The 16,455-nt window shown below is 66.1% G+C and carries 9 protein-coding genes and 1 pseudogene; 5 read left to right on the forward strand and 5 right to left on the reverse strand.

All coding sequences use genetic code 11. The annotated features are described in order from the left end of the window. Positions 1-960: 960 nt before the first annotated feature. The 5 genes from BJ968_RS23225 to BJ968_RS23245 all read right to left on the reverse strand — a co-directional run bounded on the left by BJ968_RS23225 (position 961) and on the right by BJ968_RS23245 (position 8,736). On the reverse strand, positions 961-2,790 hold the full coding sequence (locus BJ968_RS23225; RefSeq protein ID WP_179757276.1) for an RICIN domain-containing protein: 1,830 nt from the start codon (positions 2,788-2,790) through the stop codon (positions 961-963). Between the two features lie 139 nt (positions 2,791-2,929). Beyond that, entirely contained in the window at positions 2,930-3,856 is a 927-nt protein-coding gene (locus tag BJ968_RS23230) for a carbohydrate ABC transporter permease (RefSeq protein WP_179757278.1), read from the reverse strand. A 17-nt stretch (positions 3,857-3,873) separates the two neighbouring features. After that, positions 3,874-4,833 carry a carbohydrate ABC transporter permease gene (locus tag BJ968_RS23235; protein ID WP_179757280.1) on the reverse strand — a complete coding sequence of 320 codons (960 nt, stop codon included), beginning with the start codon at positions 4,831-4,833 and terminating at the stop codon, positions 3,874-3,876. Positions 4,834-5,011: 178 nt separating this feature from the next. Next, on the reverse strand, positions 5,012-6,361 hold the full coding sequence (locus BJ968_RS23240; RefSeq protein ID WP_179757282.1) for an ABC transporter substrate-binding protein: 1,350 nt from the start codon (positions 6,359-6,361) through the stop codon (positions 5,012-5,014). Between the two features lie 245 nt (positions 6,362-6,606). Further along, positions 6,607-8,736 carry a beta-galactosidase gene (locus BJ968_RS23245; RefSeq protein WP_179757284.1) on the reverse strand — a complete coding sequence of 710 codons (2,130 nt, stop codon included), beginning with the start codon at positions 8,734-8,736 and terminating at the stop codon, positions 6,607-6,609. A gap of 232 nt (positions 8,737-8,968) precedes the next feature. Between BJ968_RS23245 and BJ968_RS23250 the strand changes: the two genes are divergently transcribed. From BJ968_RS23250 to BJ968_RS23270, 5 genes and pseudogenes are all read left to right on the forward strand, one after another. After that, positions 8,969-10,027, forward strand: a complete 1,059-nt coding sequence (locus tag BJ968_RS23250) for a LacI family DNA-binding transcriptional regulator (protein ID WP_179757286.1) — start codon at positions 8,969-8,971, stop codon at positions 10,025-10,027. A 737-nt stretch (positions 10,028-10,764) separates the two neighbouring features. Beyond that, positions 10,765-11,013, forward strand: a complete 249-nt coding sequence (locus BJ968_RS23255; protein WP_179757288.1) for a hypothetical protein — start codon at positions 10,765-10,767, stop codon at positions 11,011-11,013. Positions 11,014-11,102: 89 nt separating this feature from the next. Beyond that, positions 11,103-11,719, forward strand: a pseudogene (locus BJ968_RS23260) (transposase); the annotation flags it as partial. A gap of 609 nt (positions 11,720-12,328) precedes the next feature. Beyond that, a complete protein-coding gene (locus BJ968_RS27115; RefSeq protein ID WP_179757290.1) occupies positions 12,329-13,534 on the forward strand; it encodes an MFS transporter in 1,206 nt (401 codons plus the stop codon). A 100-nt stretch (positions 13,535-13,634) separates the two neighbouring features. Continuing rightward, on the forward strand, positions 13,635-16,295 hold the full coding sequence (locus tag BJ968_RS23270; protein WP_179757292.1) for an MGH1-like glycoside hydrolase domain-containing protein: 2,661 nt from the start codon (positions 13,635-13,637) through the stop codon (positions 16,293-16,295). The last annotated feature ends 160 nt before the right edge of the window (positions 16,296-16,455 follow it).

Genomic DNA, 16,455 nt, shown 5'->3' on the forward strand with positions numbered 1-16,455 from the left:
TGGCCGTTCGTGTCCCCGCCGTCGCGTCCACGTCCCGACACGTCCTCCTGCCCTCACCAAGAGGTGGTCGAAGGTCGATGATGCGAACGTGCACCCTCGGACACGCAGTCCCGTCACGCACCGGACCCGATCCCATCACCCGCCGATCCGCGCCGCAGCCGCGCACATGCTCGCTGCGCGAGCGGAACCGACGTGGAAGGTCACACCTCCACCCTCGACCGGAGGGTGAAGAGCGTTCCCCTCGCCACCTCGCCCATCGGCTGAGGCTGGACGTGCCCCGCGGGCTGTGCGCATGACACTTGCGGTCCGCCTCTGGGCGGTTCATCGATCCTGACGACGTCGGCGCTGCTCACCGCGGCAGACAGGGAGTCCGCATGCCGGCGGCCTGGTTGGCTCAACGCCACGACCTCGCTTCCTCGGTATCCCCCGACGCGCCGGCGGCGCCGGTCGACGCGAAGGACGCGACCGACCCACCGGCGGCCGGTTTCCCCCATTACCGTTCCTTCTTGTTCAGGTGGAGTTCGCAGCGGTTCCCCGTTGGGTCTGGACAGGCCAGTAGTTGATGGACGCCTCAGCAGGCGTGCGGCACAGGACTGGCGGTGCCTCCCGGATGGCCCTGCCATCTACCGTCCTCACCACGACCGAGGAATGAGGAAGAACCGTGTCGACGCTCGGGGCCGCTTCCTGAACGGCATCGCTCGATACGGCGATGCTCTGACGGACCGATGTCGCTGCGTACGGACCTGGAACGCCTTCAAGATCGCAGCGTTCGACATCGGCTGCTCGCGGACAGTGGAGTGTTGCACCGCTGTACCTGCCACCCGTCGCGCCTGAGGACATGCGTCTCTGGTTGCACTGGAGCCCGTTACGGTCCGCGGCCCGCCAGTCGTAGCTGGTCCCGAGGTGCGCGGCGCGAGTTGCGTTGTGGCACGGGCTGGTTGAACCCGTGCCACAACCGCTCTACTGCGCGGTCAGCGTCCAGTCCTGGTAGCCGGCTCCGTTGTCCGACGGCTGCAGAGTCAACCCCGCTCCCGCCGCAGAACCCGTGAGGTACAGTCCCGGATTCTGCACGGACTGGAAGTAGACGAGCCCGTTCGACTTGGTCACCATTCGGAACGGCCCGGCTGCGGAGTCATCCACCCAGGAGCCGATCTGCTGTCCGCGAGTCGCGTTGCCCGTCCACACGGCAGCGGACCGTCCGCTGGCCTTGTTGAGCAGGGCCACGGAGCCGTCTCTCTTCGCCTGGACGTGCCAGAGGGCGGTAGCCGTGTTCTGCGCGCTCCCTGCGGCTTCGAGGCGCACGTCGGGGGTGTTGCCATTGCCGAGGTCGGCGTCGGTGGTGTTTCCGCCGGTACCGATCACCTGCCCGGTGGCCTTGTTGGTGATCCGGTAGTAAGTACCGGCCGAGTTGCCCAGGTCGGTTTCCCCGTAGGTGATTGCGCCTCCGGCGGTAGCGCTCCCCCACACCGCGTGCAGGATGACGACCCGTCCGGTCTTGCTGTCGTAGGTGAGGTTACGGCTGTACCCGGCCGGGAAGGTGGTGTGCATCTGCGTCCACGTGCCCGTGCTGCTGCCCGAGCCGTTGACCCAGATGTCACCACTGCTTCCCGCGTTGTAGGCGAGACGTCCATCACCCAGTCGGATGAGAACCGGGTTCCCGCCAGCGTTGAGGGAGCGGCTTCCCGCGCTGACCGGCAGCGCGCTGATGTTGCTGCCCCCGGCTCCACCGGTCGCCCAGAAGGACAGCGGGTCGTTGGCGACCTTGTAATGGACGCCGTCACCGCCGCCGAAGTACTCGTAGGTGAGCATCCACTTGCCGTCAGAAGTTTGCACGACGTTGGCCATGCCCGGCCGACCCCCGCCGATCTGGGTCTTGCCGCTCCCCATGTCGTCGGTGTTGCCCACGACGTCCGCGACAGCTGCGCTCCACGGGTTGGAGGTGCCGTCCCAGGTGCGGTGCGCCAGGATCTGGCCGTATGAATCCCGAGCCGTCCCGTTGGCAGTGTCGAGGGTGACAGCGCCGGTCGCGGTGTTGTAGCCAGTGTAGTCGTTCTCGTCAGAGTAGTAGGCGACCAGTTGGTTGTTGTACACCAAGAGGTAGGGTTCCCACACAGGATCCACCTGCGCCGAGGTGTTGGCCTTGGCGATGTTCTGACCGATGGCCCCAGCGCTTCCGCCCTGCCAGCCCCCGGTGGTCACGATGTTCTGGAAGCTCCAGGTGGCACCACCGTCGGTGCTCGAGTACAGGGCGATGGCGACGTCCTGACGGTCACCGTCGTTGTTCGGTACCCAGCTCGGGTTCCCAGCCTTCTGGTCGGTGTAGTACTTGTCTTCCCCCGACACCACGCTGGCGAGCAACAGTGTGCCCTTGGTCAGCCGGCCGACGTCCTGCGGAAGGACATAGAGGTAGGGATTGGTCCAGTTGCTGGTGTACTTGGCGACCGACGGGTCGGAGCTCATGTACGCCGGTGCCTGGATGCTGCCCAGCGACTGCCAGCTGGTGCCGTCATCATCACTCTTGTAGACGGGAAGCGTCTGTCCCACGGCCGTTCCGGAGGACGGGACCTGTGAGTTCTCGAACGAGGCGACCAAGCGACCGCTGGGCAGTTGGGCCGCCTTGGGGTAGACGAGGCAATTTCCGGTTCCCTTCAAGCAGCTCGCCCCTTGCGGCAGCTGGTACATGGTCTGAGGGGTCGGGGCGTACGCCTGCGCCGACAGGCTGGTCCCGGCCATCAAGGCGGCGGCCGCAGCCACTGTTCCGACCACTCGGGCGGTGTTTCGTGCTCGCATTGCCTCTCCTTCGAGGTGGTGTAGACGTCCGTGCTGGTGCATGGACGCTGTCGAGACGCGGTCCGTCGCCGTCGGCTCGGACGCTAGCGCGCCCTTGGACCGCTCATGCCGGCGTTGACCGGCCCGACGTTGACAGGTGTCACTCCTTGACGCTGCCGCTGGCCAGTCCGCTCTGCCAGTAGCGCTGCAAGAAGATGAAGGCGATCACCAGAGGGATGATGCTGACCGTCGATCCCGTGATCACTGTGGAGAAGAGGGCTTGGGAGCCGCCCCCCGCAGCGCTGGCTGCCTGCTGCTGAGCCAGTCCGACGGTCAAGGGGTACAGCGAGGAGGTGTTCAGCATGATCAGGGGAAGGAAGTAGTTGTTCCAGGTGGCTACCAGCGAGAACAGGAAGACCGTCACCATGCCTGGCGCCAGCAATCGGGCGGACACCTGCAGGAAGGTGCGCAACTCCCCTGCCCCATCTACACGGGCCGCCTCCAGCAGGGAGTCGGGGATCGCATCGGCGGCGTACACCCGCATGAGGTAGACCCCGAAGGGACTGACCAGCGAGGGCAGGATGATGGACCACACGGTGTTGGTCAGGTGGGCGGCGTTGAACAGCAGGTAAGTGGGTAGGGCCAATGCGGTCAGCGGGATCATCACTGCGCCGAGGGCGATGCTGAACAGCATCCGATCGCCGGGGAAGCGGTACTTCGCGAAGGCGTAGCCAGCCGTCGTGGCGAGAAGGGTGGCACCCCCGGCGCTGACGCCGGCGTACAGGACGGTGTTCAACGACCATCGCAGGAAGAGGCCGTCACGAGCGGTGAACACGTCCCGCAGGTTGCTCCACAAAGAAAAGTCCTGGCCGAACCAGAAGCCGAAGGTCGTGAAGAGATCGGCATTGTTCTTGGTGCTGGCGATCAGCAACCACACCAAGGGCAGAAGAAAATAGAGCGCGACCATCCACAGCAAGATCGTGAGCAGGCGGTTGCTCGAACGACGCCCCGCCCTGCTGGTGCCGGCCCGGGAATCGGCTGGGCCGGTGCCAGCTGAGGTCAGAGGAGAGGAGGACGTGGTGTTCATGATACTCACGATTCGCTTCAGGACGCGGCGCCGGCGCGGTTGACGCGCAGCTGAACGATGTAGGAGATGGCGGCGATGACCAAACCGAGCAAGAAGGCGACGGCTGCTGCGTAATTGACGTCCTGGTTCACGAAAGCCAGGTTGTACGCATAGAAGTTCGGTGTGAACCCGTTCGAGATCGCGCTGGGCGCCAGAGCCTGCAGCAGTGAGGGCTCGTTGAACAGCTGGAAGGTGCCGATGATGGAGAAGATGACGGTCAGCACGATCGCAGGTCGTATGGCAGGAATCTTGATGCTCCACGCCTGGCGGAAAGCACCGGCGCCATCAATGGCGGCTGCTTCCATGAGTTCACCGGGCACGGTCCGCAAGGCAGCGTACATGATGACCATGTTGTATCCGACGTACTCCCAGGTGACGATGTTCATCATGGAGCCCAAGACCGTTCCGGGCGCGAGGAAGTCTGGGGGGGAGGCGCCGAACGCGTCGAACAGTTGAGCGATGGGACCGAAGTCGCGTCCGTAGAGGTAGCCCCACATCATCGTCGCTACCACTCCGGGAACGGCGTAGGGCACGAAGTAGACCAAGCGGAGAACGCCGCCGCCGCGCGCTCGCCCGCTGTCCAGGGCCAGGGCCAGGAACAGCGCCAATCCCAACATGACGGGCACCTGGACGACGAGGAAGAGGCCCATGCGGCCCACGCCCGCCAAGAAGGTGGGGTCGGTCACCGCGGTCAGGTAGTTCTCCAACCCGGTGAAGGCCGTCCCGCCGACCAATTTCGTTTCGAAGAGGCTGAGGTACCCGGAGTAGCCCAGTGGTACGACCAGCATCACGAGGAACACGATGAAGAAGGGGGCAAGGAAGAGGTAGGCAGCCGTGGCGCGGCGCCGTTCAGCCGCTGAGAGCCTCCTGCGCCGCACTGGCGCACGAGGAGTGGGGTGTGCCGCGCCTGTGCGGATCCTGGCGCTGGACGTGCTCATGGTTTCCTCATCGCTCGGGATGGCGTTCGGGGTGGAGTTGGTCGTCCGTCAGGAGCTTCCTGACGACGCAGCAGTAGATTGCCGTTTTCGTCGTCCCTAGACAGGAGTGACGACCTCCCGGAGAAGGACGCCCGTCCGCTGCTTGAACGAGCGAGCCTTCCCCGGAGTCGCCCCCAGCTCAGCCATTCAGGCTGAAGCCCTGGTCCTTGGCGTACTTCTCGAGGGCCGCCTGCCAAGAATCAAGTGCAACGCTCAGGTCGCCCTTGGCGCCGATCGCCTTGCCGACGATGTCGTTGAACTGCGAGTACGCGTAGTCGGTGAACGGAAGCCACTGGAAGTCGGTGTCAACGGTGTTCGAGATGTCAGAGAACAGCTTGTTGACTTGCTGACCCCCGAAGAAGTCGACGGCCTGTCCCGTGAACGTCGTGTCCTCGAGCACTGCGGTCGACGCGGGGAACAGGGACTGCTCCTGGGCCAGCATGAGCGTGGAGGCGTCGTCGTTGTTGATCCACTTAGCCAGTTCGTAGGCCGCGATGCGGTTCCCCGTCGTCGCCAGCACGGCGTTCGAGGACCCTCCCCAGTTGCCCGAAGCGTTCTGTCCAGCCGACCACTGCGGCAGTGGTGCGGCGCGCCACAAGCCCTTCGTCTTCTCGACCGTTCCCTGCAGAAAGACCGGGGCCCATGCCGCGGTCAGCCAACCCGCGTACTTCCCCGAGTTCAGACCCTGGTAAAAGGCGTCGTTGAAGTCGGCATCGACAGAGACCAGATCGCGTTGGATGAGGTCTTGCCAGTAAGCCAGCACCTTCTTGGCGTCCGGACTGTTGACCGCGATGGTGACGCCCTGGCCGCCGTCGTAGCCGAAGGGCTTGACGCCAGCCTGCCAGAGAAGGCCGACAATCTGCGCAGGGTCGTTGGTCGGGAAGTTGCTGATGTACGAGCCGGTCGCGGACCGCACGGTCGCTGCGGCCGTGGCGTAGTCGTCCCAGGTCTCCGGTGGAGTGGTGATGCCGGCGCGCTCGAGGATGTCACTGCGGTAGAGGTTGCCCATGGGACCGGTGTCCTGGGGAATCGCCCAAACCGCGTCGTCATGGCTGACCTGCTCCCACACCCAGCCGACGTAGTCACCAGCAAGGTCCGTGGCGCCCAGTGGGGCGAGGTCCAACAGGGAGTCCGTGACGGTGAACGAGGGGATGTACTGGTACTCGATCTGCACGACGTCGGGCGCGCCCTCCTTCGACTTCAACGCGGTGCGCACTTTCTGGTAGTGCGCCAGCCCTTGCCCCACGTTCTCGACCTTGACCTTGATCTTGGGGTACTTCTCCTGGAAGAGTGCCACTTCCTTGTCGATGTCAGGCACCCATGTCCAGTACGTGAGCTGCGTCTCTGTGTTCAACGCCTTTTCGGCATCGGCGCTGGAAACCGGCGCGGCGGTCTCGTTGTTGCTGCCGTCGGAGCACGCGGCGAGCGCGAGACCGGTGACAGCGCTGCCGGCAAGCAGCTGAGCAGCCGATCGGCGGGTGAGGTTCATCATCTCTCCATCGAGGTGGGATCTTGGGGTCTACCTGTCTCAACCGCGAGCCAGCGGAGGCAGGCCTGGTCACACCACTAGGCGGTTCGGTACCGGACGGTCCCGTTCGGCCTGGGCATGTGATCTTGAGTCTTCCTGCCGCTGCCTTGCGCGGGCAGGGGAGGAGGTCGTGGGGTGGGTGGAGCGAAGAGCGTCGGTGCCGCGGTGGAACGGCAGCCGGTCATCGGGTCAGGGAAGACCGCGGCTCACGAGCCAGGCTGGAACACGAAGACGCGGACTCCCCAGCCGTCGAGTTTGACCTGCTCACCATCGTGGTGCTTGGTTGTGTCGAGCAGATCTCGAGCAGCGCGTTCCAGGCGGACTTCAGCGCTTCCCCAGCCCCAGTTGCTGACGGTGACCACCACCGCACCGGTGGGCAGTTCCCCGGAGGTGATGGTGATGGCCGGCGCACTGGTGGTGATCAGAGCGCTGGCCAAGGGGGGCGGCGCCGCCCATTCGATCAGGGCCGCTGCCAGCGCAGGGGATGGAACGCAACCGACAGTGGTGACCCGGCCGGCTCCGAATTCATGCGTGGTGATGGCAGGAAAATCACCAAACCGGGGATGCTGGTACCGGGCCAGTTCCTGAGCACCGGTGGTGATCAGTCCGTCGATCCACCAGCGGGCGCTGGCGTCTTCGGTCAAGGATAGCGCCGGGTGACTGGACCTCACGGGCACCTCCGCATCGATGACAGAGAACTCCTCGTACCGGGCACCGGCCGCGCCGTCGAGTCCGGCGGGGGCGGTTGCGACCCGGGCTCGAGCTTCCTCGTCGGCGTAGGCGCTACGCGGGGTGAGGATGAGATGACCACCTGCTCGGGCGTACTGCCTGAGAATCGCAAGCTGTGCATCACTGAGGCAGTGCGTACCAGCGGCGACCAGGATGGGGTGGTCCCGAACGAGAGCTTCGACTCCGCTGTCGAGGACGAGGCGTTCCGCTTGCTCCACGTGGAGGATTCGGGCCTGGCGGCCGGAGTCGACGACCCCGCGGTGGAAAGCGTCGATGAGGTGCTCGTAAGACTCCTCATCGGCTTGACCGTCGGTCTGGAACGGCGGCTGGAACTGCAGCGCGAACCGGCTCGGGGTCGACCACAGCAGGGTCACGTCGGCCTGCGGCCGGTAACCGTCCAGTGTGACCCCGGCCGCGGCGAAGTCGGCACCGATCTGGGAGATCTCGGTGTAGATGCGGCCGGGTTCGAGACTGTGCGGCAGGACACCGCCCCAGTAGGTCTCGGCCCCGTAGGGCAAGGAGTGCCAGTGCCAGTACTCGATCATCGCGGCGCCGCGGGAGACGAACGTCCAGGCGATCTGCCGCAGCTGACCCGGGTACGGCGGCAACGTCTCATCGATGGTACCGATCGACTGGGCGTTGGTCTCGGTCACGAGGTAGCGGGCTTGCCGCGAAGCCCAGATTCGATCGGCCTGTCGGATCAGGCCCGGGACTCCAGTCGTCGTCCAGTAGTTCGGCTGCTTCTTGGTGGCCCCGATCTCCAAGTGGTCCTGCACTCCGTAGTACGGGTTTCCGGCGGCGACATCCAGCGGCTCAGTGACTGTCCGCTCGTCGAGGCCTCGGCGCGGGTACTGCAGGCAGGTGGTCACGAACTGCTCGGGGCGGCGGTAGTCGTCGACGATCTGCACCTGCCAGCGGATGAAGTCACGCGTCTGCTCGGCCTGGAAGGTTCGCCAGGCCAGGTCGTACTGCGGGAAGGTGTTGCCGTCGGGGCGCCACAGTTCGGCCCAGTCATCGATACGGTGTGACCAGTAGGTCAAGCCCCAAGCCTCGTTGAGGGTGGCTACGTCGGTGTACCGGGCCTTGAGCCAGCGCACGAACCGTGTGAACACGGCGTGGTTGTGAAACAGCTCCAGCCCGGGCTCGTTGTCGACCTGGAAGCCGATGACTGCAGGGTGAGTCGCATGCCGGTCGAGGATCTGCCGGATGACCCGCTCGGCGTAGAACTGGAAAGCCGGGTGCGTGTAGTCGACTTCCTGGCGCGCTCCCCAGGGGATGCGCTGGCCTGTCCGGCGCTCACCGGCGAGCTCAGGGTGTGAAACTTGCAGCCAGGGGGGCACGGCGTAGGTCGGGGTGCCTAGGATGACGCGGATGCCGCGGGCGTGAGCGGCGTCCAGGACGGGAGTGAGCCATTCGAGGTGAAAGTCACCGTCGCGCGGCTCCCAAGTGGACCACACCGACTCACCGACACGGATGACCGTGATGCCGGCGTCCGACATCAGGGACAGGTCCCGGTCGGTACGCGGGGTGCGGTGGTACTCGGGGTAGTACGCCACCCCTAGGTGCAGGCCGGCGAAGGGGGCGCCGGCGTTGCTGGAGTCAGTCATGGAAGCGGGCTCACTTCATCGTTGGGCTCACGAGACGTTTCGACTGTAGACGCCCATGTTGTCGATAACAAGGAGCGTTACTCGATCGAGACTTTTGGTTCTCCCCTCGGGGGTGGGCCCTCGGCTCGCCCGTCCAACGGGCACGTTCGCACCGGTCTTGCGGGCCATAGCACCGTTATTCACCGTCGGCTGTAGCATCTCTGCTCCTTATCCCGTCGCATCAGGAGCTCCGATGTCACCGACGTCCCCAGGACCCGCGCATGGCGCTGAGTCGACTGACCTGGAGATCCCGACCAAGGCGGCGACCATCTACGACGTCGCCAAGGCAGCGGGAGTGTCGCACCAGACAGTCAGCCGCTACCTCAGCGGCTATGCAGGCATCCGCCCACAGACCCGTGAACGCGTCGAGCAGGCTCTAGCCTTCCTCGACTACCGTCCCAACCGCTCGGCCCGGACCTTGCGGACGGGTCGGTCGCAGCGGCTAGTGGCTTTGACGCACCAGATCGATCAGTTCGGGCCCAGGAAGATCGTGCAAGGGGCCAGTGTGGCCGCGCGTGACCTGGGTTACGTTCTCGATATCCTCAGTCTAGATCTCGCCAGTACCACCGCGGTGGAGTCAGCCCTCGAGAGTGTGCAGGCCAGCGAGTGCGACGGGGTGCTCGTCCTGACGGCGACTGACGAGATGTCACACGCGCTGCGTCATGCGCACTTCGACGTTCCCGCCGTGACCGCCGACGAAGCTGACGATGGACTTGCACAAAAGCCGACTCAGCTGTCGACTGCCGGTTTTCCTGCCCTCGTGAGCCATCTCGATGCCCTAGGTCACCGCCGGATCGCCCACATTAGTGGCCCCGCTGGATGGTCAGCCTCGCGCAACCGCGTCCGGGGCCTGCAAGCGGCGCTGAGGGCAGCGGACCTGCCCGAGGCGCTGATACTGGAGGGTGACTGGTCGGCCGCCTCCGCGCACCGCCTCACCACACGCCTTCTCGACACCGAAGCGGTGACCGCCATCGTTGCCGCCAACGATCAAATGGCTCTGGGGGCGATCCTGGCAGTGACCCAACGCGGTCTCCGTGTGCCTCATGACATCAGCGTGACTGGCGTGGACGACATCCCGGAGGCAGCGTACATCTGCCCGCCGCTGACGACACTGCGCATCGACTTCGGCAGGCAAGGGCACGACGCAGTTCGGCGCCTGATGGCCGTGATGCGGGGGGCGAAGGAACCCATTCTGACCTCGCAGCACTCCCAGCTCATCGTGCGCGAGTCGACGGGTGCCGCCCGCGAGTGAAGGACTGGACGTTTCTCTGTGATCACCCCCTCGTCGTCGGAGTCCGTCGTCGGGCGGTTTGCAATCACGCGTCGGTAATCATGGACAAGACGGTCTACAAGGCTCGGTGGCCTGCACGGACTGGCCAGGCCGGCGGACGGCTGAGGCGGCACTGCTCGAATGAAGCTAGATACGGAGGTGCGCAACGATGCACGTGGCGGAGCTGGCCGTCCAGTTGTCGACGTTTCATGGCGAACAGTTCGCGCTAGGCGCTTCTCGAGGTTGACCCAGTGTTCCAAGTACTCTCCTGAGGCCATCATCTCGGCCAGAGGAGTTTTTGAAGACCCTGACTCAGCTGCACCGATAGTGGGGAGGTCAAGGCGCTGAAGGCGGAGAGAAGGCGTCCATGAGCGACCGGTGAAGGCCTGCGATCGGCCCCGGCCTGGCCGCGGGCGCTCGACCCACGTCAGTGCTGATCGTGGCCTTCGTCGATCCGATGACGTGACGGGACTTGGCAGTCGAGTCGCTCTGCGCCGCGCGCAGCGAACACGGCTGCCGAGTCGCCGCGAGGAGCTACCGGGCCTAGAGGCGAGGCCACCCCGACGCAACACGCACGGTTGTCAGCGCCTGTTGGATGTTGTCAGCAACCGCGTGACAGCACCTTCCGGGCCGGGAACCGAAGGCGCCGGGGTGCACAGGGCCTGGACGAGACAATCGAGGCGATCAAGCCCCATCCGCCGCACCTACCTGAACCCTGTGTGCTCACCTCTCGTACCAGCCTCGACGTCCCAGCGTCCTGGTCCAGGCCGTCGGCCGGTCTGCTGTTCGCCCACCGGACCCGCATCAGCACACGCCGAAGCCGCCGGGCACTGGGCTGCTTCACGCAGGCGCTCCTGCTGCTGCGCTTCATGGGTCAACGCGTCACGGTTGCCGACCTGGCCCACGACGACAGCGTCAACGTGAAGACCGCCTACCGGTACCTGCAGGAAGCCTTGCAGCTCACTTGACTGTGAGTCGTGAGCTTGTTGAGGCTGTCGCAGCCTGGTCGGCATGACCGACGAGGCCATGCTGCAGCGAGTCGCGCAGCTGGTGCCCGATGGGCTGTGGCAGCGAGTGCAGCCACCGCTGCCCCCACGCCCACCGCGCCGGTTCCACCACCTCGGATGACTACCGCACGATGGCCGCGCTGTGCGCCGCCGGCACGCTGGACCTGGACGCCGCAGTCGTGGACGGCTCGCACGTACGGGCCCTCAGGAGGACCACACCCGCTCTCCACCGGTGGACCGTACCCGCAACGGATCTGAGTACCACCTTCCCACCGACCCGAACGGCGTCCTGCTGGTCGTGACCCTCACCGGCACCGACCGTCATGACGTCACCCAGTTCCTGCCTCTGGTCGGCACTTCCCCGATCGTGCGCGGTGTCCGCGGCCGGCCGCGCCTGCGGTACCTGTCCGCTGACCGCGGTGACGATCACGACATCTACCGTCGTGCGCTACGCGCACGCGGGATCACCCCGTGCATCGCCCGACGCGGCGTCCTCCACAGCTCGGGACTGGGCCGCATCCGCTGGGTCGTCGAGCGCGGCTTCGCCTGGCTGCACCAGCTCAAACGGCTACGCACCCGCTACGGGGCTCGAGCCGATCTACGTCTGGGCTTACTGCAACTGGCCTGCGCGTCGATCTGCTACCGGGAACTCCCGACCTCGTCGTGAGGCCCGCTGTTGGAGGATCTCTCGTCATGGACCTCACGGTCCTCGGCGTATCGCCGAAGTGCGCGTTCAGAAACGCGGCGGACCCGACTGGCCCTTGCCGTGAGCCGTGTCAGCTCAGCGAGCTTGTTCACCGCGGGGAGCGGCGCCCTGAGGAGCGGAGGCGGCTTCAGGGGTCGCCCCGTCCCCCCGTGCCTGCTCTGCCAGCCGTTGCCGGTCGCCGTCGCGCTCCACCCAAGCCAGTCCCATCCGTACCCGAGTGGTGTACATCAGCGCCTCGAAGAAGTTCATCGACGTCTCCACCCGAAGTGACCCGCTTGCGGCGCCGAATCCTTTCGCGCAGCACCTGTCCATTCGTCAAGCATGTACGTCCGCCTCCCGATGGAACCAGAGTCGTTGAGGAGCGCCGTGTGCACCACAGTCGTCATCGACCAGTGCCCACAGTACCCTAACAATCGTTAGGAGCATAGGGTTTCGAGATCGTCACTCCCCTCAAGTCGCCTACTCCTCCTAGTGTCATCTTGAACACACCATGTAACCTAACGATCGTTAGTGACACTGCTCGCATTAGCAGCAGCGCCGCCCAAGGCCTAGGACGCCGGAGGACGCGACGTGCAAGCCCTCTACCGACGACCTTGGAGGTGCTTAGCTGCTCTGTTCGCGCTGCCCGGACGTGCGTTGTCGTCCTGGGTCGCCCGGACTTCGAACATCCGTGACCTGCTGGCAGCCTCCACCGGCGAGGTGGGTCTCGTGGGCGGCGGCTTGTCGATGGGCTCGATGGTCGGTGTCATGTCATCCAGTCCGTTCATCACCCGCTTCGGGGCCCGACGGGTGGTACTGGCTGGGATCGCCACGAGGGCCGCCAGCCTGCCCATGGTCGGGCTGGGCACGATGGTCGGACCAGGTCAGACGGCAGCAGCTCCAGTGCTCTTCGCGCTCGGGATGGACGCGGCGGAGATCGCCGTCAACGTCGAGGGGGCTCTGGTCGAGTCCACTCGAGCGTGTCCCTTGCTACCCTTCCTACACGGCTGCCACAGCGTGGGAACCGTGGCCAGCTCGGGTCTGGGATTGACTGTGGCCGCTGTCGACGTCCCGGAGCAGGTTGAGCTCGTGATCGTCGGCACAATGATCATGGCTGTGCTGGTCTCAACCGTTCGCGTTGTCTCGATCGATGGTGGGCGCCGGCCATCGGCAGTCGGTGGGGACGTTGCGGAAGAACGTGCACCAGCACTGAAGCGCGGCCGATTGCTGCTCATCGGACTGCTGGCGCTGGCCTCAGCCGAAGGCACCGCGAACGACTGGCTGCCCCTGCTCGTGGTGGATCTACTTGGACTTCGCCCGGTGGATGGTTCGCGCGCTGTCACCATCTTCGCCGTTACCACGACGGTAGGACGCTTCTCCGGTAGCGCTCTCTTTTCCCGGTTCGGGCGCGCACCCGTACTGCGGATCAGCGCGGTGGCCGCCGCCAGCGGCATCGTCCTCGTGTCGTTCGGCCACGGCCAGGTTGCGCTACTAGCGGCAGTCGTGCTGTGGGGCGCCGGCGCCTCCCTTGCCTTTCCGATCGTCATCTCAGCCGCGGGGAGCTCTGGCCAGGACTCCGCTGCACCGGTGGCCCTGGTCCCAACGGTCGGTTGTATGGCCTTCCTCGTCGGTCCTCCTCTGTTGGGCGTGCTCGACGAGCACTTCGGCCTGGCCAAGGCGATGCTGGTCCCCCTGGGCGCAGTCATCACCGCCTTCTTCCTCGCTCCTGCGGTGCGGTCCCGGCGACCGCAAGACATCTCAGAACACGGGAGCCCACCGGCGCCCCTCAATGGTTAACGCGTGCGCGTGCATCAGGCTGGATCCCACTGACACCTGACGCTCTCTCATCACCTGGAGTCTCACCATGGCAGTCACACCGCACTCTTCGGACGATCCAATGAACGAGCCGCAGCACCGCAGCGCCGAGCACGCGCGGATGGCCGAGTCCCCCGGGGCCGACGGTCCCTGGCGGCTGTGGGGGCCCTACGTCTCCGGCCGGCAGTGGGGCACCGTCCGGGAGGACTACACCCCCACCGGTGACGCCTGGACCGCCTTCCCCTTCGACCAGGCGCGCTCCCGGGCCTACCGCTGGGGCGAGGACGGCCTGGGGGCCGTCTGCGACCGCTTCGGCTTCCTCAACCTCGGCGTCGCCCTGTGGAACCGCAAGGACCCCTTCCTCAAGGAGCGCCTCTTCGGCCTCACCAACGGCGAGGGCAACCACGGCGAGGACGCCAAGGAGTACTGGTGGGCCGTGGACGGCACCCCCAGCCACTCCTGGATGAAGTGGCTCTACCGCTACCCGCAGGCCGAGTTCCCCTACGCGCAGCTGCGCGAGGAGAACGCCCGCCGCGGGCGCGACGAGCGCGAGTACGAGCTCGGGGACACCGGGGTCCTCGACGAGAACCGCTTCTTCGACGTCGAGGTCACCTACGCCAAGGCCGGGCCCGACGACCTGTGCATGGTCGTCTCGGCGACCAACCACGGACCCGACCCCGCCCCCCTGGACCTCGTCCCGCAGGTCTGGTTCCGCAACACCTGGGCCTGGGGCTGGGACCGCCGCCGCGGCACTCTTGCACGAGCAGAACGACAGGAGATCGGAGAGCCCAACCACGTCACCGTCGACTGCCGGCACGATTTTCTGGGCAATTACCACGTGAGCGCCGAGGGACATCCAGACGTCTTGTTCTGTGAGAACGAGACCAACTTCGTCGAACTGTTCGGCGCGGCCAGCAACCCGACGAAGTACACCAAGGACGGGGTCGACCGCCGCATCGTGGGAGGAGACCGAGGGGCCATCAACCCGGCGCAGCGCGGGACGAAGGCAGCCTTCTGGTACGCCTTCGACGAGGTGCTGCCCGGTCAGACCGTGACCGTGCGTCTACGACTCTCCTCCCAGGTGCCAACCACAGGAACTTTCGGGCCCGGGTACGACGCCGTCCTGCGCGACCGGCAGGCCGAGGCCGACGAGTTCTACGACCACGTCATCCACCCCGCCCTGTCCGACTCCGACCGGCACATCGCCCGGCGCGCCTACGCGGGGCTGCTGTGGACCAAGCAGCTCTACCGCTACGACGTCCGCCAGTGGCTCGGCGGCGACCCCGAGACCGAACCGGCCCCCGAGTCGCGCAAGGCCCGCGGCGCCCGCAACGTCGCCTGGACGCACCTGTCCCTGGCCGACGTCATCTCCATGCCCGACGAGTGGGAGTACCCCTGGTTCGCCGCCTGGGACCTCGCCTTCCACGCCATCCCCCTGGCCCACGTCGACCCCGACTTCGCCAAGGAACAGCTCGTCCTCATGTGCCGCGAGTGGTCCATGCACCCCAACGGGCAGCTGCCCGCCTACGAGTGGGCCTTCGGCGACGTCAACCCTCCCGTCCACGCCTGGGCCGCCTGGCACGTCTACCGCCTCGACGGCTACCGGGACCAGGGCTTCCTCGTCCGCGTCTTCACCAAGCTGCTGCTGAACTTCTCCTGGTGGGTCAACCGCAAGGACGCCAGCGGGTCCAACCTCTTCGAGGGCGGCTTCCTGGGCATGGACAACATCGGCCTGTTCGACCGCTCCGCCGAGCTGCCGCCCGGGTACCGGCTCGAGCAGTCCGACGCCACCAGCTGGATGGCCTTCTACTGCCAGCAGATGTTCAAGATCGCCCTGGAGCTGTCGCGGCACGACCCCGCCTGGGAGGACGCCGCGACGAAGTTCCTCGAGCACTTCCTGTCCATCGCCCAGGCCCTGACCAGCTTCGGCGCCACCGACACCAGCCTGTGGGACGAGGAGGACGGCTTCTTCTACGACGTCCTGCTGCACCCCGACGGCACCGCCGAACCCATGCGCGTGCCGTCCATGGTCGGCCTCCTGCCCATCCTCGGCGCCACCGACGTGCCGTCCTGGATCGCCGAGGAGACCCCCGACCTCACGGCCCGGCTGCGCTGGCTGCAGAAGCGCCGCCCCGACCTGACCCTGCCGCTGCTGACCAAGGTCGACGAGGACGGTGAAAAGTCGATCCTCTCCCTGGTCGACAAGCCCCGGCTGCAGCGGGTCCTCGACCGCATGTTCGATCCAAACCAGTTCCTGTCCAGGCACGGCATCCGCTCGTTGTCGGCGGCGGCGAGCGCCGCGATCAGCACTCGGATCGAGGGACAGGAGTGGTCGATCGCCTACGAACCCGGTGAGTCCACCGGGCCGATGTTCGGGGGGAACTCCAACTGGCGCGGCCCTGTGTGGTTCCCGGTGAACATCATCCTCACCGACCGGCTGCGGACACTGGGGCGCTTCTTCGGCGACGACGTGACCGTCGAGTACCCGCCCGGCTCCGGGGAACGGATCGACCTCCTTCAAGCTGCGCGGCACCTGGAGGACGATCTGGTCTCGTTGTTCAGGCCCGTCGACGGCCGCCGCCCCGCCGACGGGCAGCGGATCGAGGCCACCGACGACCCGCTGTGGCGCGACCACATCACGTTCAACGAGTACTTCGACGGCGACACCGGCGAAGGCCTGGGCACGAGCCACCAGGGGTGGACGTCCTACGTCGTCCACTTCCTGGCCCGTCGTCGTCCTTGATCCCCAGCAACCTTCCCGGACCAGGACGGTTGGCGTACACCGTTCGTGCCTAGCCTCCCGGGCGGATCCCTGCCACGGGGTCGAAGGTCTCGATCGATCCTGCTCCTCGGACGACCAGCGCCGGGGTCGGACAGCAGGAGGCACGCATGGCAGCCGAGTC

It is taken from the genome of Kineococcus aurantiacus (assembly GCF_013409345.1).
In the GTDB taxonomy this organism is placed as follows: Bacteria; Actinomycetota; Actinomycetes; order Actinomycetales; family Kineococcaceae; genus Kineococcus; species Kineococcus aurantiacus.